A 21,175-nucleotide genomic window follows, 5' to 3' on the forward strand; every position below is an offset into this window, starting at 1 on the left:
GGCCCGGATGAGGGGGCCCTGCCGGGCGAAGACCGGCAGGGCACAAGGCCGATGATCAGGCCGGGGTCATCAGCGCCGGCAGCAGCGCGCCGGAGATATGCTGAACGACATTGACCTTCTTCGAGTGCACGATCGGCTGCGCATACTGGATCAGCGGCAGCACATAGGCCTGTTCGGCGATGTACTTGTCGACCGCCTTCCAGCCGGCGATGCGCTTGGCCTCGTCCTTCTCGCCCCACAGCGGGCCGATCTTGGCGTCGAGGTCGTCCGTCTTCCAGGACGAGTGCGGCGAGGGTCCGAACATGGCGAAGCCCGTCGAGGTTGTCGGGTCGCCGATCGAATTGCCCCAGTTGTAGAAGGCGGCCGGCGCCAGCTTGTGCGCGGCCCTGAGCTCGTAGTGCTTGGCGATCTCGTAGACCTCGATCTCGGCCTCGATGCCGACCTTGCGCCACATGCCGACGATCGCCTGCACCATCTCGTAGTCCTTGGGCTTGAAGCCCTTGGTCGTCTGGATGGTGAACTTGGCCGGCTTCTTGGTCGAATAGCCGGAGGCGGCAAGCAGTTCCTTGGCCTTGTCCGGATTGTGCTCGACCTTGACCGACGGATCGAAGGCCGCGTATTCCGGCGTCTCCAGCGTATCGATCGGCTGGCCATAGCCGCGCAGCAGGCGCTTGACCAGCAGCTCTTTGTCCACCGCCATCACCGCCGCCTGGCGGACGTTCTTGTCCAGCATGGCGTCCTTGTTGTTGAAGAAGATCATGCCGATGTCGGAGACGTTCTTGATCGAGCCGGCCAGCCCGTCCTTGGCGATCAGCCGGTCATACTCCTCGTAAGGAATTTCGAGCGTCACCTGCGAGGAGCCGGATTCGATCTCGGCGACGCGGCTTGCCGCGTCGGTGACGAACTTGATCGTCACATTCTCGAAGGCCGGCTTCGTGCCCCAATAATTCGGATTGGCCTTGAGTCGCAGGAAGGCGTTGCGCTCGAACTTGTCGACCATATAAGGCCCGGTGCCGATCGGCGCCTTCTCGAAACCTTCGGCGCCGACCTTCTCGTAATAGGCCTTGGGCAGAATGTAGCCGGTCAGGAACGACATCCATTTGAAATAGACCGGGTCGAACTGCACGACGTCGCCGGTGATCTTGTTGCCGTCGATCTTGAAATCGTTGACGTTCTTCCAGACGAACTGGATCGGGTTGCCGGTCTTCTCGTCGCCGGCGCGGGTCAGCGACCACACGACGTCCTCAGGCGTGAAGGGCGAGCCGTCATGCCATTTCACACCCTCGCGCACCGTCATCGTCACCTTGGTGCGGTCGTCGTTCCAGCCCCATTCGGTAAGCAGTCCAGGCGTGAAGGAGAGATCCGGCTTTTGCCCGATGATCTGGTCGAACACCGACTGGTATAGGCCCTGGATGGTCGGGTTCACGGCCGAGGGGCCAGTCGTCGGGTCCCAGGAGGGCAGGTTGACGTTGTAGGCGATGGTGAGCTCGTCCGCCGCCTTTGCCGCCCTCGGCAGGCCAAGCGTGGCAGCACCCAGCGCCGCAGCGCTGTATCCAAGCAAGTCACGTCTGTTGATGGTCATGGTCGTTCCCCTTGTTGATTGTCATTTGTCCGCGCGGCGTTTTTCATTCGGTGGTGGGCAACCGCGCCTTGTCCATCCCGGAATTCCAGCTCTTTGTTGGAGCATGATCTTTCTCCGAAAACCGGTTCCCACTTTTCGGGATCATGCTCTAATTCCCTCCCAGCTGTTGGGCGAGCATGTAGCCGGAGCCGGCGCCCGTGCCGGCGCCGGGCCATGTCGCGGCGCCGGTGAGGTAAAGGTTCGAGACCGGCGTGTTCCAGCGCGCGAAGCCGCGCGCCGGGCGGAAGAGGAAATTCTGCGCCAGATGATGACTGCCGCAAATCTGGTCGCCGCCGACGAGGTTCGGGTTCTCGCGTTCGAGGTCGAGCGGCGACAACACCGCGCGGCCGAGGATTTTTTTGCGTAATCCCGGCGCATAGCTCTCGATGATGTCGAGCACCCGCTCGGCATAGGTGTCCTTGACGGCATCCCAATGCGCGGGCGCGATCTTGCCCGCGGCATCGCCGAGGATCTCGGCCGGCAGCATGCGCACCTGCACCCACAGCACATGCTTGCCTTGCGGCGCCCGCGACGGATCGACGGTTGTCGGCTGGCCGACGACCAGCACGGGCTGGTCGGGCAGCAGGCCCGCGATCGCCTGCTGGTAGACGCGCGACATGGCGTCGAGCGACGGCGCCAGATGCACATAGGCGAATTGACGAAGCTCGGCGCCGGCGTTCCAATCGGGCAGGTCGTCCATCGCCAGATGGATCATCATCGTGCCTGGCGCATGACGGAATTTCTTCATCGCCGTATCGAAGTCGGCGTCGCCCGAGCCATTGGGCAGCAGCTTGCCCGGCAGCGCTTTCGGCGCGACGCCGGCAATGACGGCCCTGGTCGCGACATGGATTTCGCCGGATGCCAGCCTGACCCCGGTCGCCTTGCCGCCGGAAACCGTGATCTCGGCGATTTCCGCACCGGTCGCGATCTGACAGCCGTCCGCCGTCACCATGCCGGCCAGCGCGCGGATGATGGTGTCGGCGCCGCCTTTGCCCAGCACCATGCCGAAACTCTGGTTGGCCATCGATTCCAGATAGGGGAACACAGCACCCCCGGCGATGTCGGGCGAGAAGTCGAGATGCATGCCCCAGGCCGCGAGCGTCGTGCGCACATGCGGCGTTTCGAAATTTTCCTCGAGCCACGCGCGCGGCGACGACAGCAGCAATCGAGCCGTATCGAGCGCGCCGGCGATGCCCTTCTTGCGCCACAGGTTCCAGCCCGTGCCGGCCAGCGCCCTTGCGCTCATCGGCGAACCCAGCAGGCGGAACAGGTGCTCGGCCTCGCCCGGAAAGGCGCCGACCAGCCGCCGCCATGTTGCGGCATCGGCGGCGGAGAAGGCGGCAAGCCGCGACGCAGTCTTTTCGAGGTCGTTGCTGACCCCGAACCATTTGCCGTCCGGGAAGGCGCTGGCGAAACAGTCGGTCACGGGCGCGAATTCCAACCCATGGCCTTTCAATTCATTTGCATATTTCCGGTGGAAGGCGGAGCCGGCGAAGAGGCTCAAATTCATCGCGCCGAAATCGTGCCGGAAGCCGGGGAGCGTGTATTCGGCCGTCCGCACCGCGCCGCCGATTGCCTCGCTGCGTTCGAAAACCGCTATTTTCCAGCCTTTGAGCGCCAAATGCGCGGCGCATGCCAGACTGTTGTGGCCCGCCCCGACAAAGATGGCGTCGAACTCGCTCACGCCCCCACCCCGAAAATGCTTTATGCTTAAAGATAATTGCAGATGCATATGTTTTCGTCTAGTAGGTATATTAAGGGCCGCAACGAGCCTTGATGATCACCGACACAAGAGGGAACGAAAGACCATGGACACGCAGAAACTCCTCGGCGAGGTCGCCGGCCAGCTGCTCTCGGGCGCCATCAAGGTGGTCGATCTGTCGGCGCCGCTCGGCCCCGATACGCCGTTGATCAAGCTGCCGCCGGAACTCGCCGTCGACACGCCGAAGGTCGAGATCCATCAGATTTCCAAATACGACAAGAACGGTCCGTGGTGGGCCTGGAACTGGCTGAAGCTCGGCGAGCATTCGGGCACGCATTTCGACGCGCCGCAGCACTGGATCACCGGCAAGGACTATCCGGACGGCGCCACCGACACCATTCCGGCACAGAATTTCGTCGGCCCGGTCAACGTCATCGACTGCTCAGTGGAGTCTGCCGCCGATCACGATTTCCTGCTCACCGTCGACCATATCAAGGCCTGGGAAGCAAAGCACGGCGCCATCAATCCCGGCGAATGGGTGGTGATGCGCACCGACTGGTACAAGCGCAACGGCTCGGAAGCCGAATTCCTCAACGCCAACGAAACCGGCCCGCACACGCCCGGCCCGACGGCCGAGGCCATCCAGTTCCTGATCTCCAAGGACATCAAGGGCTGGGGCTCGGAGACGATCGGCACCGATGCCGGCAAGGCCGGCGACATGGAGCCGCCATTCCCGGCGCATACGCTGATGCACAAGGCCAACCGCTACGGGCTGGCCAGCCTGTGCAATCTCGACCAGCTGCCGCCGAAGGGCGCGATCCTGATCGCCGCCCCGCTCAAGATCGAGCACGGCACCGGCAGCCCGATCCGAGCGCTGGCGCTGGTGCCTCGGGGTTAAAGCCAGGGCCACGACGATGAGCGACGTCGATCACATCATCGTCGGCAGCGGCATCAACGCCCTGGTCTGCGCGGCGATGCTTGGCGCCAAGGGCGCCAAGGTGCTCGTGCTCGAGCGCAACGACCGCATCGGTGGCTGCATGCGCACCGAGGAGGCGACAGTGCCGGGCTTCGTCCATGACGTGATGGCCACGACCTTCGTGCTGTTCATCACCTCGCCGGCCTTTGCCGCGCTCGGCAAGGACCTTGCGCGGCACGGGCTGGAGTTCTGCCACACGGCGACGCCGACCGGCGTGCTAAGACCGGACGGCAGCCATGCCGTGCTCACCACCGACCGCGCCGCCAACATCGCGGCGCTCAACGGAATTGCGTCAGGCGATGGCGACCGCCATGGCAGCGATGTCGGCGGCATCGAGCGCAATGCCGGGCTGCTGTTCGGCCTGCTCGGTGGCGCGCTCTGGTCCTATCCGACGACGAAGCTCATCGCCGGCGAGGCCTGGCGGCGCGGCCCGCGCGAGCTCGCCGCCTTCATGGGCGAGGCGCTGGCGCCCGCGCGCGGCTGGCTGGAAACGACTTACAATTCCGACCTCGTCCGCGCGCTCTGGGCGCCCTGGGTGCTGCATGCCGGGCTCGGCCCGGAAGACGCCTTCTCCGGCCAGATCGCCAAGGTCATCGCCTTCGCGCTGGAGGCCGCCGGCGCGCCGATCGTCAAGGGCGGCGCCAGGAACCTGCTCGCCGCCTTCGAGGGCCTGATCAAGGAGCGCGGCGGCGAGATCCGCGTCAACGCCGATGTCGCCTCGGTCGTCCAGGCCGGCGGTCGCGCCACCGGCGTGCGTCTGGCCTCCTGTGAAACGCTGACGGCGGGGAAGAGCGTCATCTGCTCGGTCACGCCGACGCAGCTCTATGGCCGCCTGCTCGGCAAGAATGCGCCGGAGGTGGCAATAAAAGCCACGCAGTCCTATCGCTACGGCAAGGGCAATTTCCAGATCCACTATGCGCTGGACAAGCCGCCGGCCTGGCGCGGCGAGGGCCTCGACAAGGTGGCGCTGCTGCATCTGACGCCGGGGCTCGACGGCGTCTCGAAAGCCTGCAACGAGGCGGTGCGCGGCCTGCTGCCGGAAGTGCCGACCATCTGCGTCGGCCAGCCGCATGCGCTCGACCCGTCGCGCTGCCCCGATGGCAAGGCGATCCTCTGGCTGCAGCTGCCCGAGGCGCCGCGCTTGATCAAGGGCGATGCCGCCGGCAAGCTCGAGGCACCCGCCGACGGCCGCTGGAACGACGCGCTGCGCGAAGCCTATGCCGACCGCGTCGAGGCGATCCTCGCCAACCACATCGACGGTTTTCGCGAGAGCGTGGTCGCGCGTCGCGCCTATTCGCCGGCCGATCTGGAAGCGATGAACATCAACCTGGTCGGCGGCGATCCCTATGGCGGCTCGTCCGCCATCGACCAGTCTTTCCTGTGGCGGCCGTTCAAGGCGAGCCGCAACCACGAGACCGGCATCAAGGGCCTCTATCATATCGGCGCCTCGACCCATCCGGGCGCCGGCCTCGGCGGCGGCTCCGGCTTCCTGTTGGCGGGGTGGCTGTGATGGAACAGAAGCTCGCGGAAAGGCGCCAGCGCATCTCGACCCTCGGCCAGATCGGCCTGCAGCAATTCGCGCCCTATCTGATGAACCGCATCATGGGCCGCTACAACGCCACGCTGCGCGACGACTTCCGCAAGCAGGGCCTGACTATTCCACAGGTGCGCACGCTCGCCGTGCTCTCGGTCACCGACGGCGTCACCGTCAACGATCTCTCGGTCTATACGGTGATCGAGCAATCGACCTTGAGCCGCACTCTCGACACGCTGGAAGGCCAGGGCCTGGTTCGGCGCGAGCAGGGCGTCACCGACAGCCGCTTCCGCCATGTGTTCCTGACAGATGACGGCCGCGCGCTGTTCACGCGCGCCTGGCCGGCCATGCACGACGCTTTCGAGGCGATGTTCGACGGTGTCGACGACGCTGAATATGCCGCGCTCATCGCGACGCTGCAAAAAATGCTGAACAACATCCGCAAGCACGAGATCTAAATGTACGCGCCGCCCCGGCGACGGGCGAGCGGCAACGGAAGGAGGCAGAGATGGCCGAACGGTCTTTTGCCAAGGAAGTCGAAAAGCTGAGGCTAGGCGCCGGCGAGGAATTCGCCGGCGAGGGCATCCTCGCCATCACCAAGGCGCTGCTGCAATGCGGTGTCGGCTATGTCGGCGGCTACCAGGGCGCGCCGATCAGCCATCTGATGGACGTTCTGGCCGACGCGCAGGACATCCTGGGCGAGCTCGGCGTGCATTTCGAGGCGAGCGCTTCGGAAGCGACTGCAACCGCGATGCTGGCGGCGTCCGTGCATTATCCGATCCGCGGGGCGGCCACCTTCAAGTCGACGGTCGGCACCAATGTCGCTTCCGACGCGCTCGCCAATCTGGCGTCCGGCGGCGTCACCGGCGGCGCGCTGATCATCGTTGGCGAGGACTATGGCGAGGGCTCCTCCATCATGCAGGAGCGCAGCCATGCCTTTGCCATGAAGAGCCAGGTCTGGCTGCTCGACCCGCGCCCGAACCTGCCTTCCATCGTCAAGGCGGTCGAGGACGGTTTCGAGCTGTCGGAGGTCTCGAACACACCTGTGATGTTGCAGGTGCGCATCCGCTGCTGCCACGTCCACGGCCACTTCACCGCCAAGGACAACAAGCGCCCGCCAATGACTGTCGCCGACGCGCTAGCCTCGCCGCGCCGCGACACCGGCCGCATCGTGCTGCCGCCCGCCTCCTTCCTGCATGAGAAGGAGAAGGTCGCCAAGCGCTGGCCGGCGGCGGTCGATTTCATCAAGAGCCGCAAGATCAACGAGATGTTCGGGCCGGACCACGGCTCGGTCGGCATCGTCATGCAGGGCGGCATGTACAATTCCGTCATCCGCGCGCTGCAGCGGCTTGGCCTTGCCGACACCTATGGCGATACCGACGTGCCGCTCTATGTGCTGAACGCCGTCTACCCGCTGGTGGACGATGAGTTCCTGTCCTTCTGCGAGGGCAAGCAGGCGGTGCTGGTCGTCGAGGAAGGCCAGCCCAACTATATCGAGCAGGCCTTTGCCGCGATGCTGCACAAGGCCGGGCGCGGCACCAAGCTGGTCGGCAAGGAGCATCTGCCGATGGCCGGCGAATACACCGGGCAGGTGATGCTCGACGGCATCGGCTCGTTCCTGCGGGCGAACGCGCCGCATCTGCTGCCGGGCGAGGTGCGCGCGCCGAACAAAACGGGCGAGGGTGTCGACACCGCCGATCTCATCAACGTCGTGCCTGGACGTCCGCCGGGCTTCTGCATCGGCTGCCCCGAGCGGCCGATCTTCGCCGCGACGAAGCTGGTTGAGCAGGAGCTCGGCAAGCATCACATCGCCTCCGACATCGGCTGCCATCTGTTCTCGATCATGCCGCCCTTCGAGCTCGGCGCGACCACCATGGGCTACGGGCTGGGGCCAGCCTCGGCTTCGGCGTTCAATTCGCCGGAAGCCAAGCGTCGCTCGATCTCCTTCGTCGGCGACGGCGGCTTCTGGCACAATGGCCTCACCTCCTCGATCGGCAACGCCGTCTTCAACCGGAATGACGGCGTCATCGTCATCGTCGACAATTTCTACTCGGCCGCCACCGGCGGCCAGGACATCCTGTCCTCGCGCGCCAACAACCGCACCAAGTCGACCAAGCATCCGATCGACGAGGCGGTGAAGGGCATGGGCGTCAAATGGCTGCGCCACATCGACCGCACTTATGATGTCGGCAAGATGCAGGCCACTTTGCGCGAGGCGCTGACCACCGAGGAGAAGGGCCCGAAGGTCATCGTCGCCTCGTCCGAATGCATGCTCAACCGGCAGCGCCGCGAGAAGCCGCTGGTCGACAAGGCGATCAAGGGCGGCGAGCGCGTGGTGAAGCCGAAATTCGGCGTCGACGAGGACATCTGCACTGGCGACCACGCCTGCATGCGGCTGTCCGGCTGCCCGTCGCTGTCGGTGAAGTCGCTCGACGATCCGCTGCGCGACGATCCGGTCGCCGCGATCGACCAGAACTGCGTCGGCTGCGGCAATTGCGGCGAGGTGGCGGATGCCGCCGTGCTCTGCCCGTCCTTCTACCGCGCCGATGTCGTCCACAATCCCGGCCGCTGGGACCGTTTCCTGGAGAGCGCGCGCCGTGCCGTGATCGGCCTATTGCAGCGCCGCCGCGAAAGCCGCCGCCTGATGTTCGCTGATGCTTGACCACAACGCCGCATTGCGCCCGAAGGCGGGCGCCTCTGATGACGAGCGGGTGATAAAACTCGCCGTGCTCGCCGTCGGCGGCCAGGGCGGCGGCGTGCTTGCCGACTGGATCACCAACGTCGCCGAGCGCAACGGCTACATCGCGCAATCGACCTCCGTGGCCGGCGTCGCCCAGCGCACCGGCGCCACGATCTATTACATCGAGATGGCCCGCGACACCGGCCGGCTGCCGGTCTTCGCCCTGTCGCCTTCGCAAGGCGACGTCGACATATTGATCGCCGCCGAGCTGATGGAAGCCGGTCGCGCCATCATCCGCGGCTTCGTCACGCCCGAGCGCACCACGCTGATCACCTCTTCGCACCGCATCGCCGCCGTCTCGGAAAAGATCGAGCCGGGCGACGGCCGCGCCTCGTCGGAAAAGGTGCATGCGACGGCGCAGGCTGCCTCAAAGCGCTTCATCGCCTTCGACATGGAAAAGATCGCCGCCGAGAACGGCACCATGATCTCGGCCAGCCTGCTCGGCGCGCTGGCCGGCTCCGACGCGCTGCCCTTCACCCGCGAAAGCTACGAGCAGGCGATCGGCGCCGGCGGCCGTGGTGTGAAAGCCAGCCTCGCCGCCTTCGGCGCGGCCTGCGATCGCGCGCGCGGGACTGCGGCCGCGCCGGCCGACGACAAGTCAGCGAAGCCTGCCGCTGCCGAACCCAAGTCGACGGCGAAGGTCAGCGGACCGGAAACCCTCCTTAAGGGCTGGCAGGCCCTTGCCGCCCGCGTCGCGGCGCTGCCGGAACCGCTGCGCGACATGGCCGAACGCGGGCTGAAGAAGGTGGTCGATTACCAGGACATCGCCTATGGCGGCGAATATCTCGACCGGCTGGACAGAGCGGTGGCGCTCGACAATGCGGAGCGCGGCTACGCGCTGTCGATCGCCGCCGCAAAGCACCTGGCCAACGCGATGTGCTACGACGACATGATCCGCGTCGCCGATTTGAAGACACGCTCGACGCGAGACAAGCGCGTGCGCAAGGAGGTCGGCGTCAAGCAAGGCTCGGTCCTGCAGGTCACCGAATATTTCCATCCGCGCATCGAGGAATTCTGCGGCACGCTGCCGGCGGGGCTCGGGAGCTACATCGAGAGCCGGCCAAAACTCGCCGCCTTCCTCGACCGCCGTATCAATCGCGGCCGCCACATCCGCACCGACAGTTTCACCGGCTTCGCCATGCTCTGGTTCATCGGCGGCCTGCGCCGCTGGCGCCGCGCTCTGCTGCGCCACAGGATAGAGGCCGAGCATCTGCGGCGCTGGTACGAACTGGCGCTCAGCCACGCGCGCCAGGACTACGCTTTGGCCACCGAGATCCTGAACTGCCGCCGGCTGATCAAGGGCTACAGCGACACCCATGCCCGCGCCCAATCGAAATTCGACCGCGTGCTCTCAGCGCTGCCGATGCTCAAAGGCCGCGACGATGCCGCCGACTGGATCCGCCGCCTGCGCGAGGCGGCGCTGAAGGACGAAAAGGGCGACATGCTGGACGGCGCGCTGAAGACGGTGGCGACGCTTGGCGCATAGCCCGGCTCCGCAGATGCTCGAGTTGCTCCCGCGGACTTGGCTATTCCGTTGCTTCCCGTCCCGAGACCTGCTCGACAAGGATCCGGAAAAAGACATGCGGCAGGCTGTCCGCCAGGGGAGGCGTGACGGGCTTGAGCGCGCCGGGCTCCCACCAGTCGGTGTGCTTGCTCAGCACTGCCCATGCACGGTCGCGCAGCACCTTGTGGCCGACACGGTCCGGCAATTCTTCATAGCGGCCCTCGACGATCACGCTCCGCCAGCCGCGCCCTTGGGTATGTTCCTGCACCTGGGCGCACACCAGGGGATTCTCCCGCATCCAGTCGACCTTCTTGCCCAGCAGCGAGAAGGCGTAGAGGTGGCTGTCGGCATAGGCGTAGTTGAAGGGCACGACATAGGGTTGCCCGTCCTTCGCGCAGGCCAGATGTCCGGTCCGGTTGGCCGCCAGCATTTTCGTGCATTCCAGGGTGGAGAGCGTGCGGATCATCATCGTTATGATCTCCTGTTTCAGCCGGCCTTCGGCCTCGCGAATTTCTGTCGATCGGTTCTTGCCGACACTAGTGCGGGGCGCGTCCCGGCTCATTGATATGGATCAATTCGCGATGAGGAATTAAGGCCTTGCCATACCGTGCCAAGCCGCGCCGCTCGAAGCTGTGCAGCGAACCGATTTAACGAAGATGTGATCGGCGCCCCTCCGACGGAATTCGGTCCTGCCCTCCGTTTCACGGAGGTAGGGATGAATTACGGAGACAACGCATGTTCACGAAATACTTTCTGCCTATCGCCCTGGCCGCAGGTACATTGGTGCTGTCCGGCGCCGGCTCTGAGGCCATGCCGCTCGTCAAGCCGGGTGCCGCGCCGCTGCCGGTAGAAACGGTCGGCTGGCGCTGCGGTCCCGGCTGGCACATGAACCGCTGGGGCAGATGCGTGCCGAACGGCCGGGTGATCATCCGCCCGATGCATGTGCGCCATTGGCACCCCGGCTTCTGGTATCACGGCCGCTGGCACCCCGGTTTCTGGAACTGATGCTCCGTCGAGGGGATCGATGCCCGCGCCGGCAACGGCGCGGGCTTTTTTGCTGAGTTTCCCGCGAGGGTTCATTTCGTTGAGCTTTGCGGAACGTTCGTGATTGGCCGAAGCCCCTCGGCTTCGTCATCCACGGGCGAGCGGGAGCGAAGCGACGCGCGCAGACCCGAGGAGCCATTCCGTTACCTAATCGTAGAGTCCCGCGGAGCAGAATTCTGCACCGCGGCGACGCCTCAACGTCACGGAATGGATTCTAGGGTCTGCGCGCGTCGCTTCGCTCCTTGGTCCGCCCTGGAATGACGAATGACAGCCGACGCCGCACCTGTCCCCGATAGGCAAACTCAGGACTCACACCACCAGATCCCGCATCGGCTTCACCGCGGCAGACTCCGGAAACACCTTGTCGCCGAGCACCGCCGCCGACAGCCCGAACTGGTCGGCCAACAGCCCCTTCAGCACCGCGCGCACATCGCTGGTCGGCGCGAGATCTCGGCTTTCGTAGAGCTGCGCCGGCTTCAGTCCCGGCCAGTCGGCGATGACGCGGCCGCCCTTGATCGCGCCGCCGGCCAAAAGCACCACCGTGCCGGTGCCGTGGTCGGTGCCGACCGTGCCGTTGATGCGCGCCGTGCGGCCGAACTCGGTGATGGCGACGACCGCAGTGTCCTTCCAGCGCTCGCCCAGCCCCTTCTCGAATTCCTCGAAGGCGCCGTCGAGGCCGCCGAGCAGATTGGCGAGCCGGCCGGTGGCGCCGCCTTCGTTGACATGCGTGTCCCAGCCGTCGAAGGCCAAAGCTGCGATGCGCGGCCCGTCATCGGCCGCCATCAGCCGCGCCGCGCCCTGCGCCGACTGCCGCATGCCGGCGGCGTTGTCGAGGCCGCCCCTGGGCTTCATCGTCTTGCCGTCGAGCGCGTCGCCCATCGCCATGCGGTCGGCGTCGAGGCCTTTCTGCAGTGCCGCCGCCAGCACCGGATCGCGATGGTTGTAGAGATCGAGCACACGCTCGGCGAGCGCGTCGCCGGGCGTCGGCAAGGCCTGTGGCGCCCAGCCGAGCACGGGCGCTGCGCCGCGGATCACCAGCGGCGTCGAGGGCCCGATCGCCAGCCCGCCGGCCTTCGCGATCCTGTCGCCCGCCGGCAGGCTGGCCAAAGCCCGGTTGAGCCAGCCGGTGGTCGCGTTGCCGGGACCGGGCAGGCCGCTTTCCAGCACGTCCTGGCCGTCGAAATGCGAGCGGTCGCGGTAGCCGGTCGCGGCCGCGTGCACCACGGCTGCCTGCCTCGCCTTGAACAGGCGGGCAAACACCGGCATTGCCGGGTTGACGGCAAAGAAACCGTCGAGCGGCAATGCCGGGTTGGCGCCTGAGAGCGAAAGCGCGATGTCGCCATGCAGGCCGGCATAGTCGGGGTCGCCGACCGGTCCGACCGTCGACAGCCCGTCCAGGGCGCCGCGCAGCACGATGACGATCAGGCGCGGGTCGCGATTGTCGGCCGCGCGGGCAAAGCGCGGCAGATAGGCCCAGGCGAACAGCGCGCCTCCGGTCATCAGCACCGCGCGGCGGGACAGGTTGGGGGTTTCGCAAAGCAGGCTCATGGCCGCATCTCCATTGCTAGATCGCCGTCGCCGGAATTACCGGCGCTGGAATTCGGGCGCCATCAGCAGCAGCGCCAGGCCCTGCTGCTTGGACTCCGCCCGCGAAATCGCCTGCCGTGTCTCGGCCGAGACGGACGGGCCGATCAGCGAGGCCAGCGCGTCGTCGGGATCGTCGATGTCGTCCGCTTGCTTCGCGGCCTGCCAGGCGATGTCCAGCCGCGTCTTGAGGCCCTCGGCGGAAGCCCATGCATCCGTCCGGTCGGAAAAGCCGTTCGGCCCCGGCGGCTGCCATAGCGGTTCGCCAAGCACGCTCAGCCAGCGAAGCGACCGTTGCGGTTCGTTGCCGGCGGTAGCGCCGACCGCCCGCCGCAGCGCGAGGACATAGTCCAAGGGCGAGCGCAGCTTCGTGAGCGGCGTCGACCAGGCTTCAGGCATGTCGATCAGCGTCAAGGCGATCGAGCGCAGGTCGCCGTCGGTCTTGGTGAAGACCGTGGCCAGGCGGGCGACAGCCGCCGGCGGCGGATCGTCCGCGATGAAATGGCGCGCAAGCTTGGTGGCGATATGCTGCGCGGTGGCCGGATGGCGGGCAATGTCGTTGAGCGCGGCTTCGGCCTGACCCATGCCGCCGCCGGGATAGGTCTTGCCGAGCAGCACTGCCTGGCCCGGCTGATGCGCATTGGCGTTGAAGACGAAGCTTCCTGGCTCGCCCAGCCGCCCCTCGCGTCCGGCCATCGTCCAGCCGGTCAGCATGCCGGCGAAGCTGGTGACGTCGGCTTGGGCATAGCCGCTGCCGACGCCCAGCGTGTGCAGTTCCAGGATCTCGCGGGCGAGGTTCTCGTTGAGGCCGCGGCCGCGCCGCTTGCCGGCGCGTGAATCCGGCCCGATGGACTGCTGGTTGTCGAGATAGAACAGCATGGCCGGATGGTGCTCGACGGCCAAAAGCATATCGGCGAAGCGGCCGAGCACGAAGGGGCGGATCGCCTCGCGCTCGAAGGCGCCGGCGCAGGCCCGCACCACCGGCGCCTTGGCGACGGAAACGCAGAAATGGTTCGACCAGAAGCCGACCAGCCGTTCCACGAAGCCCGGCGTCGCGGCGAGCGCCTTGTCGAAACGGGCCTGCGCTTCGTCGCGGTAGATATCGGCCTCGACACGCGGCACGGCGGGTTTGGCTTTCGTCCCGGCCGGGCCGGCCGGGTCTTCCGCGGCTGTCGGCTGCATCGCTGCCGCCGCCTTCTCGTCCCGCGCCGCCTTGCGCTCCATGGCCGCCGTCATGCTGGCCTGGATCGCCGCAGTGCTGTCCAGCAATCCGGCATTCTTCGGTTCGTCGGCGGAAATGAGCGCGATGTCCTGCTGCTTGAGCTCGGCCTTGAGGCAGCCGCGCGGATCGGCGGCGATCTTGCCGAGCTCGTCGCCTGGTTTTGCGCCAAGGCCGAAGCGATGGAGCGTCACCAGCGCGGGATCCGGCGACACGAACTTTGAAACCGGTGCGGCCAATGAAGCCTCCGTTCCGAACCGACGCCTCGGCCGGCATGTTGCATGGATCGGGAAGGGCGCTCGCGACGCCGGCCGCAGCACTGGCGTCATGAGCGGGCCGTCACCAGCGGCGCCAGTGGTGCCAGCGATGGTAAGGATGCCAGACCGGGCCGACATAGACGCGCGGTCCGCCCCAGTAATAATAGCCGGGATAGACCACGCGGCGATTGGGGACGCAGCGGCCCCAGTAATTGGGATGCCAGCCCGGACCGCAGCCCCAGGCGACGTGCTCTATCATTGCCGGCGCGGGCGCAACCGGTGCGATCGGCATCGCCGAGGCGGCGCTTGCGGCGGCCGTTCCGCCGATGGCGAGCGCGGCCGCGAGCGAATATTTCGTCAGACTATTCATGGGATACTCCCGAAAGTTTCGAGGTTGAAGAGAACCTGCCGGCATCGATGGCAGGCCTGTCCCTCTTTTCCTTGAACGGGGCGTGTCCGCTCGTCCCGTCGCTGCCTATGGCGATTTTTTTGCCGGCGGCTGCTTGCCGGCGCGCCGCAACAGCGCATCCGCGAGCAGTTGACGATCTTCCGGCGAGCTCGACGCGGCGAACTCGATGATGCGTTGCTCGAGCCGGGTGCGCACGGTGACGTCAGCATTGCGCGCGCGCTCGAGCGCGGCGGCAAGCGCGTTGCTGTCGAGGGGGGGCTGCTGCAGCAGGTTCGCCGCCTCGCGCCGCGCGGCCTGTCCGTCGAGGATCACGTCGCGGGACTCGCGGCGCACCTCGCGCAGCGCCTGGCGGAAGATCTTGCGGTCGGGGGCGGGCAGCCGGCCGCCCGCCGATTCCAGCGAAAAGCCCGGATTGGATTTGCCGATCAGCCAGCCGGCTCCGCCGGCCACCGCGCCGATCAGAAAAACATTCAGCACCAGCGATGCCGCGACGAGACGGGGGTTCATAGGTCCTCCTCGGCCTGGTCGGCGTCGGGACCGGCATCGCCGAACGACGTCGCATTGGCGTCCATCACATAGTGGTCGGAGGGCGCGTTCGGGGCAACGACGGTCACCAGCGCCAGCCCGGCCACGGCACCGGCCAGGCCGACACCCGCAAGCCCGAAGCCCAGCCACCAGAACCGGCGGCGGCGCTCCTGCCTGACCTCGGTCGCGGCCCGGGCGACGATCGCGCGATGCAGCGCCGGGCTGGGTGTTTCGACGCGATGCCGGTCGAGCATGGCATCGAGCCATTCTGCGCGCCTCAGGATGGCGCGGCCCTCGTCGGTATCGGCAAACAGCATCGCGGTCGCCTGCTCGGCCGCTGGCCAGCGATGCAACGCACCGCCATAGGCATCCGCCAGCGCGGCGAAGCGCCCGGCATCCATCGGCCCTTCCAAAGGTTTCTCAGCCATGTCTGTCCCCCTTCCACCATTTTGGCGTGGCCCCCCACGCCGCAGTCCTGGGAATTCGCAATCCGTTCGGGGTCTCAGTCATCGCCATCTCCCGCGAGCATGGCCTGCAACGAACGACGACCCCGCGCGAGCAGGCTTTCCAGCGCATCGACGCTGACCTGCATGGCGCCAGCGGCCTCGATGTTGGACAGCTCCTGATAATACACCAGCACGATCGCCTCGCGCTGGCGCGGCGCGATGCGCAGCAAGGCCTGGCCGACCCTGCGCTCTTCGTCGCCCGGCATTGCATCGGGAAGCGGCGCTTCATCGGCCACCTCCGGCAGCTCGTCCATCGTCCATTCGCGCCGGCGTCGCAGCCGGTCGTAGCAGAGGTTGAGCGCGACGCGATGGATCCAGGTATCGAAGCGCGCGTGCCCCTGGCGCCAGCCAGAGGCGTGGCGCCAGATGCGCACGAAAGTCTCCTGGGCGACGTCCTCGGCCTCCGCCGCGTCGCCGAGCATCCTTGCGGCCAGGGCCAGGATGCGCGGCAGCTTGCGCGCCACCATCGCCTGCACGGCGGCGGGGTCGCCGGCGCCGATGCGGCGTACCAGTTCCTCGTCGGGATCGGCGCCCATCAACAGGGGCGCTCGCGACTATCATTATGCGCCATAACCTCTTGGTCATTGCTCCTGATTGGGAGCGGATTTGTGGCCCGGCCTTTCGTCGGCGCCGAGCACGCCGTCGCCGTTCTTGTCGAGCTTGGCGAAGCGCTTGGCGAGGAAGGCGTCGAGCTCGCCCTTGTCGACGAAGCCGTCCTTGTTGGCGTCCATACGCTCGAAGGATCTGGCCGGATCGCCCTTGGCCTTGCGCCCGGTCTGGAAAGCGGTCCACTCGGCCAGGCTGACCTTGCCGTCATTGTCGGTGTCGGCCCGCATGAACGCCTTTTCGCGGCGCGCCTCGAACTTTTCCAGGGTGAGGCCGGACTTTGTGAGGTCAGACTTGGTGAGGTCGGACTTGGCCGCAACAGGAGCCGAGCTGCTCGGCGCCGCCTGGGCTGGCGCGGGGGTCGGCGTCGTCGTCTGGGCGACCGCGGCCGCGGTCTGCAAACCAAGGGCAACGACGAATATCGTGTGGCGGATCATGCTCTCGTCTCCGGTTGGGCGCGGCCATTGGCGGCCGCGCTTCAGCCGTTAAACGCAAGGCAGAGCAAAATCCGTCGGTCCTTTTCCGCCGGGCAAAGTTCCCCGGAATCCGGCCCGGCCGGACCGGATCGTCCCCGAAGGACGGAAAACGACGGCTATCTCGGCTGGTCGACGGCCACCAGCTGGTCCGGCTTGAAGCCGGCATGCTGCGGGGTCCAGACGTCGCCTTCGCGGTTGAACCAGTGGCACAGATACATGCCGGAAGCCGCGCCGTCGCTGATTGTCATTTCCGGGCCTCCGGATTTCAGCCTGACGACGTCTCCGGTCTTGAAACTGTTGGGCATTTCGACCTCCCATGCTGACAAAGGGAGTTTCCCACCAACATCGATTCCCGACAATGGCCGAGATGCGCATGTGAAGTGGTGCAGGGCGGGAAGGCGTGGAAAACGGGTGCCGCTTGCGTGACACGCCGGATAACACTGAAGGCGTGGCCTGATCATGCCGAGGCTTTGGGGCCGAAGCAGCGGCCCGATCGCTCCCCGGGTTCAATCGGTGTCGCGCCGGGGAGCAGGCGGCTGCACCGATCGACCGTCGTCTCCGGCCGGGCGGACTGTCATGGACTTTTCATCGGGCCACAACGCCTGTGCCTTCATCACCGCTGCCAAGAGATCATCTGCTTCAACGCTTCCGATTTCAGTCAGACGCGGGCTGTTGACTCCCGCTTCGAAATCGACGTGATAGACCGTCCAGCTCCTCATTGCATTTCCGGCAATTCGCGTCTCTGCACGGGCAGGCGGATGGAAGCCCGGCTCGCTTTTTGTGGTTAGGATTTTGAGGTCCGCAAGCCGGGCATGCACCGACCGATGGGCGGGGGGCTTGGGGTTATCAGCCGGCGCGATCGCGAGACTGTCTGATTGCCCGCTAGCCCACAATCGACCGAGGTCCATCCTGCCGGACGCATTGGTCCGAAAGGATAAAAGATATAGCCCCTTATTCCGTAAGGGAAGATTGGCCCGGCGGTGATCTTTTATCACCTGCCCCCATTGCCTATGGCTCATGGGCAGACCGCTCAACGCTCGGCCTAAGGTGACAGTCTGGTTCTCGTGGAGAAATTTGGTGCCGCTTGCGTGACTCGAACACGCGACCCCATCATTACGAATGATGTGCTCTACCAACTGAGCTAAAGCGGCCCGGGAAGCGTCAGGCTTCCAGAATGGGCTGGGTGATAGACTCAACCGCTCGCTAATTCAAGATGGGCAGCGGTGAATTCCGGCCTCGCCGACGGCAATTACGATCTACGGTTACCGCGCATCGGGCGCGTGTACGGCCCGCGGCGGTATGCGGGCCGGCCGTCCTTTGCACCGGGCTGGCCGGAGCGGCCGCGCCGGCGGTGACGAAAAATGTTGATTCTTCAACAAAAAATGCCGAAATGGCTTTGGCCGGCAAGGCAGCCGCTCGCGTTGATCGATTGGTCGTCCGCGGCTGACGATCAGACAACCGTGAGCGAACGCGCAGAGGGAGCTCGCTTGGACCCCATCGAGAAAGCGATCCGCAATGCCTTCGAGAAAGGCAATGCCGAGGACCGGGCGTTCCGCGAGAAGGTCTATCGATCGGCCTTTGCGGCGCTCGACCGCGTCCTGCAGGCCAATCCGAACGTCACGGTCGAGGCCGCCATCAGCCGCCGCAAGGCGGTCCAGGCCAAGATCGCCGAGATCGAATCGGAGTTCCTGCAGGCCGTCCCCGATGTGACGCTGCCGCCGGAAAACGTCGCGCCGGCCGGCAACGGCGTGCCGGATCCCCGCGTCGAAGCGCCGGCCGTATCGGCCGCGCCATCGGTCGATGCGCCATTGCCGCCGTCGCAAACCGCGCCGTCGCCCTCGATCACCGTCGACGGCCCGGTTCAGCCCGATGCTTCGGACCAGCCGCGTTCGCGCGTGCTGCCGCGCGTGCCCGACATCATGCCGGACGAGACGGCGCTTCCCGATGCGCCGTCGCTCGATGATTCGCCGGGTTCACCGGTCGGCAACGGCGCCCAGGTCGCGCCCGACCGCGACGAGCGCCGGATCAGGGGCCGGCGCCTGCCGCTGACCGCGATCTTCGTCGTCGCGACATTGCTCGCGGCCGCCGGCATCGGCCTCTATTTCGCCAAGCAGACCGGTGTCTTCAAGACGGCGGCCGAGCTCAACACCGGCCCGCCGGAACCGACGCCGACGCTGGATGACGAGGATTCCTCGCAGCCGGCCGAGCCCGGCTCGCCGCAGAAGCCGGGCGAGGCGGACCAGTCGAAGAACTGGATCAACGTCTTCTCGCCCGCCGACCCGACCCATGTCAGCGCGCCGTCCGATGCCGCCGCCTCGGTCATGAAGGATGATACCGGCCAGTTCCTGCGCATACGCTCGGGCGCGTCGGGCTCGGCCATCGCCTTCGATGTGGGCCAGGGCGTGCTGGAGAAGCTTGCCGGCAAACATGCCATGTTCGACATCGTCGCCCGCTCGGAAGAGGGCAAGGAAACGCAGATTTCGGTCGACTGCAATTTCGGCGATCTCGGCGATTGCGGCCGCAAGCGCTACGCGGTCGGCCACGAGCGCAACGAATATCTGTTCGACGTGCAGTTCCCGGACAAGCATCCGGGCGCCGCCGGCACCATCGCCGTCAACTCCGACTTCGACCAGAAGGGCAAGTCCGTCGATATCTACGAGATACGCGTTTCGATCGCGGAGTGATCGCACCGCCGGAGGCGGGTTGTCAGCTAATCAAGCAGCGCCTGCAGCGTCTCGATGCGGTCGGCTTCCGCGGCCGGCTTGTCCCAGCGCAGCCGCGAGATGCGCGGAAAGCGCATCGCCACACCCGATTTATGTCGGGTCGAGCGGTTGAGGCCTTCGAACGCCACCTCCAGCACCAGGCCGTTCCTGCGATCGGCGCGCACCGAGCGCACCGGCCCGAAACGCTCGATCGTGTTGTCGCGCACATATTTGTCGATTTCTCTCAACTCCTCGTCGGTGAAGCCGAAATAGGCCTTGCCGACGGGGACCAGCTCCTCCGAACCCTCAGGCCCGGACCAGACGCCGAACGTGTAGTCGGAATAGAAGCTGGAGCGCTTGCCGTGGCCGCGCTGCGCATACATCAGCACCGCGTCGATGGTGTGCGGATCGCGCTTCCACTTGAACCATGGGCCTTTCGGCCGGCCGGCGAGATAGGGCGAATCCCAGCGCTTCAGCATCACCCCTTCGATGATCGGATGCGGCGGCGCCTGGCGCAGCCGCTCCAGCGTCTTCCACTCGGAGAACGCGACAAAAGGCGAGAGGTCGAAGCGGCTTGGGTCGAGGGTCTCGACGAAGGTCTGGAGCCGCTTGCGGCGCTCGGCGAAGGGCAGCGCGCGCAGATCCTCGCCGTCGATCTGCAGCGCGTCGTAGCAGCGCATGAAGGCCGGATATTGCTGCTGGATCTTCGGCGAGACGCTCTTGCGGTTGAGCCGCTGCTGCAGGTCCGAAAACGTGCCCGTCGCCTCGCGCGGGTCGCCGACCAAAAGCTCGCCGTCGAGCGCCGCCTCGAAATGCATCGCCGCCGCGAGGTCCGGGAAGGCGCCGGAGACGTCGTCGCCGGTGCGCGAATAGAGCCGGCGCACGCCGCCTTCGCACACCGCCTGCACGCGGATGCCGTCCCATTTCCATTCCGCCGCGTAATCGGCCGGGTCGAGCTTTTCGAGATCACCGTCGTCGACGGCGTTGGAAAGCATCACCGGCCGGAACAGCGCAAGTGCGACACTCCTCGGCTTTTCCGCCCGGCCCTCCAGCCAGGCGAACAACTCGGTGTAAGGCGGCGCCAGCCCGTGCCACAGCTCCTCGATCTCGGCGACGTCGACCTGGCCGAGGTCGGCCAGCGCCTGCTTGGCGAGCCGCGCCGACACGCCGATGCGCAAGCCGCCGGTGACCAGCTTGATGATGGCGAAGCGCGCCGAGATGCTGGCGTCATCGAGCAGCCGCGCCAGCACCTTGGGCCCGTCGGAGCGGCTCGCCGCCTGCAGCCTGCCGACCACCTCGCCCAGCGTCGGCACGTGATTGGGAATATGTCCTTGCGGCTGCGGCCAGACCAGCGACACGGTTTCGGCGAGGTCGCCGACATAGTCGTAGGAATAGCCGAACAGCACCGGGTCCATGCGCTCGACCACCAGCGCGCGCAACATCGCCGGCTTCACCGCCGCGATGTTGAGATCGCCGGTGATGGCCGCCAGCGCCAGCCCGCGATCGGGATCCTCGACGCTGCGGAAATAGTCGGTCAGCAGCGTCAGCTTGCCGTTGCGCGACGGCGTCAGCACGAGGCGGTCCAGGAGTTCGGCGAAACGGTTCATGGCTGGGTGCGCCTGGGCAATAGCGAAGGCCGGCGCGAGGCCACCCTCTCTGGCCTGCCGGCCTTCTCCCCCTCAAGGGGGGAGATCGGATGTCGCACCGGCTTTCGCCAATCTCCACCGTCGCGGGAGATGCGCCGGCACTGAAGCTGCCAATCTCCCCCCT

Annotated in this window: 20 protein-coding genes and 1 tRNA gene; 7 read left to right on the plus strand and 14 right to left on the minus strand. The window is 66.3% G+C overall.

Annotated features, from left to right (window positions below):
* Positions 1 to 55: 55 nt before the first annotated feature.
* The gene (locus LB572_RS00005) at positions 56 to 1,582 is read right to left on the minus strand and encodes an ABC transporter substrate-binding protein (protein WP_140805386.1); all 1,527 of its coding nucleotides are present in this window, start codon (positions 1,580 to 1,582) and stop codon (positions 56 to 58) included.
* Between the two features lie 148 nt (positions 1,583 to 1,730).
* Entirely contained in the window at positions 1,731 to 3,305 is a 1,575-nt protein-coding gene (locus LB572_RS00010; RefSeq protein ID WP_224666182.1) for a phytoene desaturase family protein, read from the minus strand.
* Positions 3,306 to 3,429: 124 nt separating this feature from the next.
* On the opposite strand from LB572_RS00010, the gene LB572_RS00015 reads away from it, so the two are divergent.
* Genes LB572_RS00015 through LB572_RS00035 form a run of 5 tightly spaced genes read left to right on the plus strand, consistent with a single transcriptional unit; the run spans position 3,430 to position 10,059 of the window.
* Positions 3,430 to 4,221: a cyclase family protein gene (locus LB572_RS00015; protein ID WP_224666183.1), complete on the plus strand. Its 792-nt coding sequence runs from the start codon at positions 3,430 to 3,432 to the stop codon at positions 4,219 to 4,221.
* Positions 4,222 to 4,237: 16 nt separating this feature from the next.
* The gene (locus tag LB572_RS00020) at positions 4,238 to 5,809 is read left to right on the plus strand and encodes a phytoene desaturase family protein (protein ID WP_224666185.1); all 1,572 of its coding nucleotides are present in this window, start codon (positions 4,238 to 4,240) and stop codon (positions 5,807 to 5,809) included.
* On the plus strand, positions 5,809 to 6,291 hold the full coding sequence (locus LB572_RS00025; protein WP_140805394.1) for a MarR family winged helix-turn-helix transcriptional regulator: 483 nt from the start codon (positions 5,809 to 5,811) through the stop codon (positions 6,289 to 6,291). Before LB572_RS00020 ends, LB572_RS00025 begins: the two co-directional genes overlap by 1 nt.
* 50 nt (positions 6,292 to 6,341) lie before the next feature.
* The gene (locus tag LB572_RS00030; RefSeq protein WP_224666186.1) at positions 6,342 to 8,495 is read left to right on the plus strand and encodes an indolepyruvate ferredoxin oxidoreductase subunit alpha; all 2,154 of its coding nucleotides are present in this window, start codon (positions 6,342 to 6,344) and stop codon (positions 8,493 to 8,495) included.
* The gene (locus LB572_RS00035; RefSeq protein ID WP_224666187.1) at positions 8,488 to 10,059 is read left to right on the plus strand and encodes an indolepyruvate oxidoreductase subunit beta family protein; all 1,572 of its coding nucleotides are present in this window, start codon (positions 8,488 to 8,490) and stop codon (positions 10,057 to 10,059) included. Before LB572_RS00030 ends, LB572_RS00035 begins: the two co-directional genes overlap by 8 nt.
* A gap of 40 nt (positions 10,060 to 10,099) precedes the next feature.
* Here the strand turns inward: LB572_RS00035 and LB572_RS00040 are convergent, their stop codons facing one another.
* Positions 10,100 to 10,546 carry a pyridoxamine 5'-phosphate oxidase family protein gene (locus tag LB572_RS00040; RefSeq protein ID WP_224666188.1) on the minus strand — a complete coding sequence of 149 codons (447 nt, stop codon included), beginning with the start codon at positions 10,544 to 10,546 and terminating at the stop codon, positions 10,100 to 10,102.
* A gap of 266 nt (positions 10,547 to 10,812) precedes the next feature.
* On the opposite strand from LB572_RS00040, the gene LB572_RS00045 reads away from it, so the two are divergent.
* Positions 10,813 to 11,082 (plus strand): GCG_CRPN prefix-to-repeats domain-containing protein, encoded by a 270-nt coding sequence (locus LB572_RS00045; protein WP_224666189.1) that lies wholly within the window; start codon positions 10,813 to 10,815, stop codon positions 11,080 to 11,082.
* 348 nt (positions 11,083 to 11,430) lie between these two features.
* On the opposite strand, the gene LB572_RS00050 is transcribed toward LB572_RS00045, so the two are convergent.
* From LB572_RS00050 to LB572_RS00095, 10 genes are all read right to left on the minus strand, one after another.
* Positions 11,431 to 12,669 (minus strand): DUF1501 domain-containing protein, encoded by a 1,239-nt coding sequence (locus LB572_RS00050; RefSeq protein WP_224666190.1) that lies wholly within the window; start codon positions 12,667 to 12,669, stop codon positions 11,431 to 11,433.
* Positions 12,670 to 12,705: 36 nt separating this feature from the next.
* Positions 12,706 to 14,163 carry a DUF1800 domain-containing protein gene (locus tag LB572_RS00055; RefSeq protein ID WP_224666191.1) on the minus strand — a complete coding sequence of 486 codons (1,458 nt, stop codon included), beginning with the start codon at positions 14,161 to 14,163 and terminating at the stop codon, positions 12,706 to 12,708.
* Between the two features lie 100 nt (positions 14,164 to 14,263).
* Positions 14,264 to 14,551, minus strand: a complete 288-nt coding sequence (locus LB572_RS00060; RefSeq protein WP_140805406.1) for a GCG_CRPN prefix-to-repeats domain-containing protein — start codon at positions 14,549 to 14,551, stop codon at positions 14,264 to 14,266.
* A 105-nt stretch (positions 14,552 to 14,656) separates the two neighbouring features.
* Positions 14,657 to 15,097 carry a periplasmic heavy metal sensor gene (locus LB572_RS00065; protein WP_224666192.1) on the minus strand — a complete coding sequence of 147 codons (441 nt, stop codon included), beginning with the start codon at positions 15,095 to 15,097 and terminating at the stop codon, positions 14,657 to 14,659.
* A complete protein-coding gene (locus tag LB572_RS00070; RefSeq protein WP_140805410.1) occupies positions 15,094 to 15,543 on the minus strand; it encodes a hypothetical protein in 450 nt (149 codons plus the stop codon). Before LB572_RS00070 ends, LB572_RS00065 begins: the two co-directional genes overlap by 4 nt.
* 74 nt (positions 15,544 to 15,617) lie before the next feature.
* The gene (locus LB572_RS00075) at positions 15,618 to 16,157 is read right to left on the minus strand and encodes an RNA polymerase sigma factor (protein WP_140805446.1); all 540 of its coding nucleotides are present in this window, start codon (positions 16,155 to 16,157) and stop codon (positions 15,618 to 15,620) included.
* Positions 16,158 to 16,202: 45 nt separating this feature from the next.
* On the minus strand, positions 16,203 to 16,664 hold the full coding sequence (locus LB572_RS00080; protein WP_224666193.1) for an EF-hand domain-containing protein: 462 nt from the start codon (positions 16,662 to 16,664) through the stop codon (positions 16,203 to 16,205).
* A 155-nt stretch (positions 16,665 to 16,819) separates the two neighbouring features.
* Positions 16,820 to 17,008, minus strand: coding sequence for a YodC family protein (locus LB572_RS00085; protein ID WP_140805413.1), 189 nt, complete (start codon positions 17,006 to 17,008; stop codon positions 16,820 to 16,822).
* A 201-nt stretch (positions 17,009 to 17,209) separates the two neighbouring features.
* A complete protein-coding gene (locus LB572_RS00090) occupies positions 17,210 to 17,422 on the minus strand; it encodes a hypothetical protein (protein WP_140805415.1) in 213 nt (70 codons plus the stop codon).
* Between the two features lie 356 nt (positions 17,423 to 17,778).
* Positions 17,779 to 17,854, minus strand: a tRNA-Thr gene (locus LB572_RS00095).
* A 336-nt stretch (positions 17,855 to 18,190) separates the two neighbouring features.
* On the opposite strand from LB572_RS00095, the gene LB572_RS00100 reads away from it, so the two are divergent.
* Complete coding sequence (locus LB572_RS00100) at positions 18,191 to 19,387, plus strand: hypothetical protein (RefSeq protein WP_224666195.1); 1,197 nt, start codon at positions 18,191 to 18,193, stop codon at positions 19,385 to 19,387.
* 26 nt (positions 19,388 to 19,413) lie between these two features.
* Here the strand turns inward: LB572_RS00100 and LB572_RS00105 are convergent, their stop codons facing one another.
* Positions 19,414 to 21,012: a cisplatin damage response ATP-dependent DNA ligase gene (locus tag LB572_RS00105; RefSeq protein ID WP_224666197.1), complete on the minus strand. Its 1,599-nt coding sequence runs from the start codon at positions 21,010 to 21,012 to the stop codon at positions 19,414 to 19,416.
* Between the last annotated feature and the right edge of the window lie 163 nt (positions 21,013 to 21,175).

It is taken from the genome of Mesorhizobium sp. BH1-1-5 (assembly GCF_020165615.1).
Classification (GTDB): Bacteria; Pseudomonadota; Alphaproteobacteria; order Rhizobiales; family Rhizobiaceae; genus Mesorhizobium.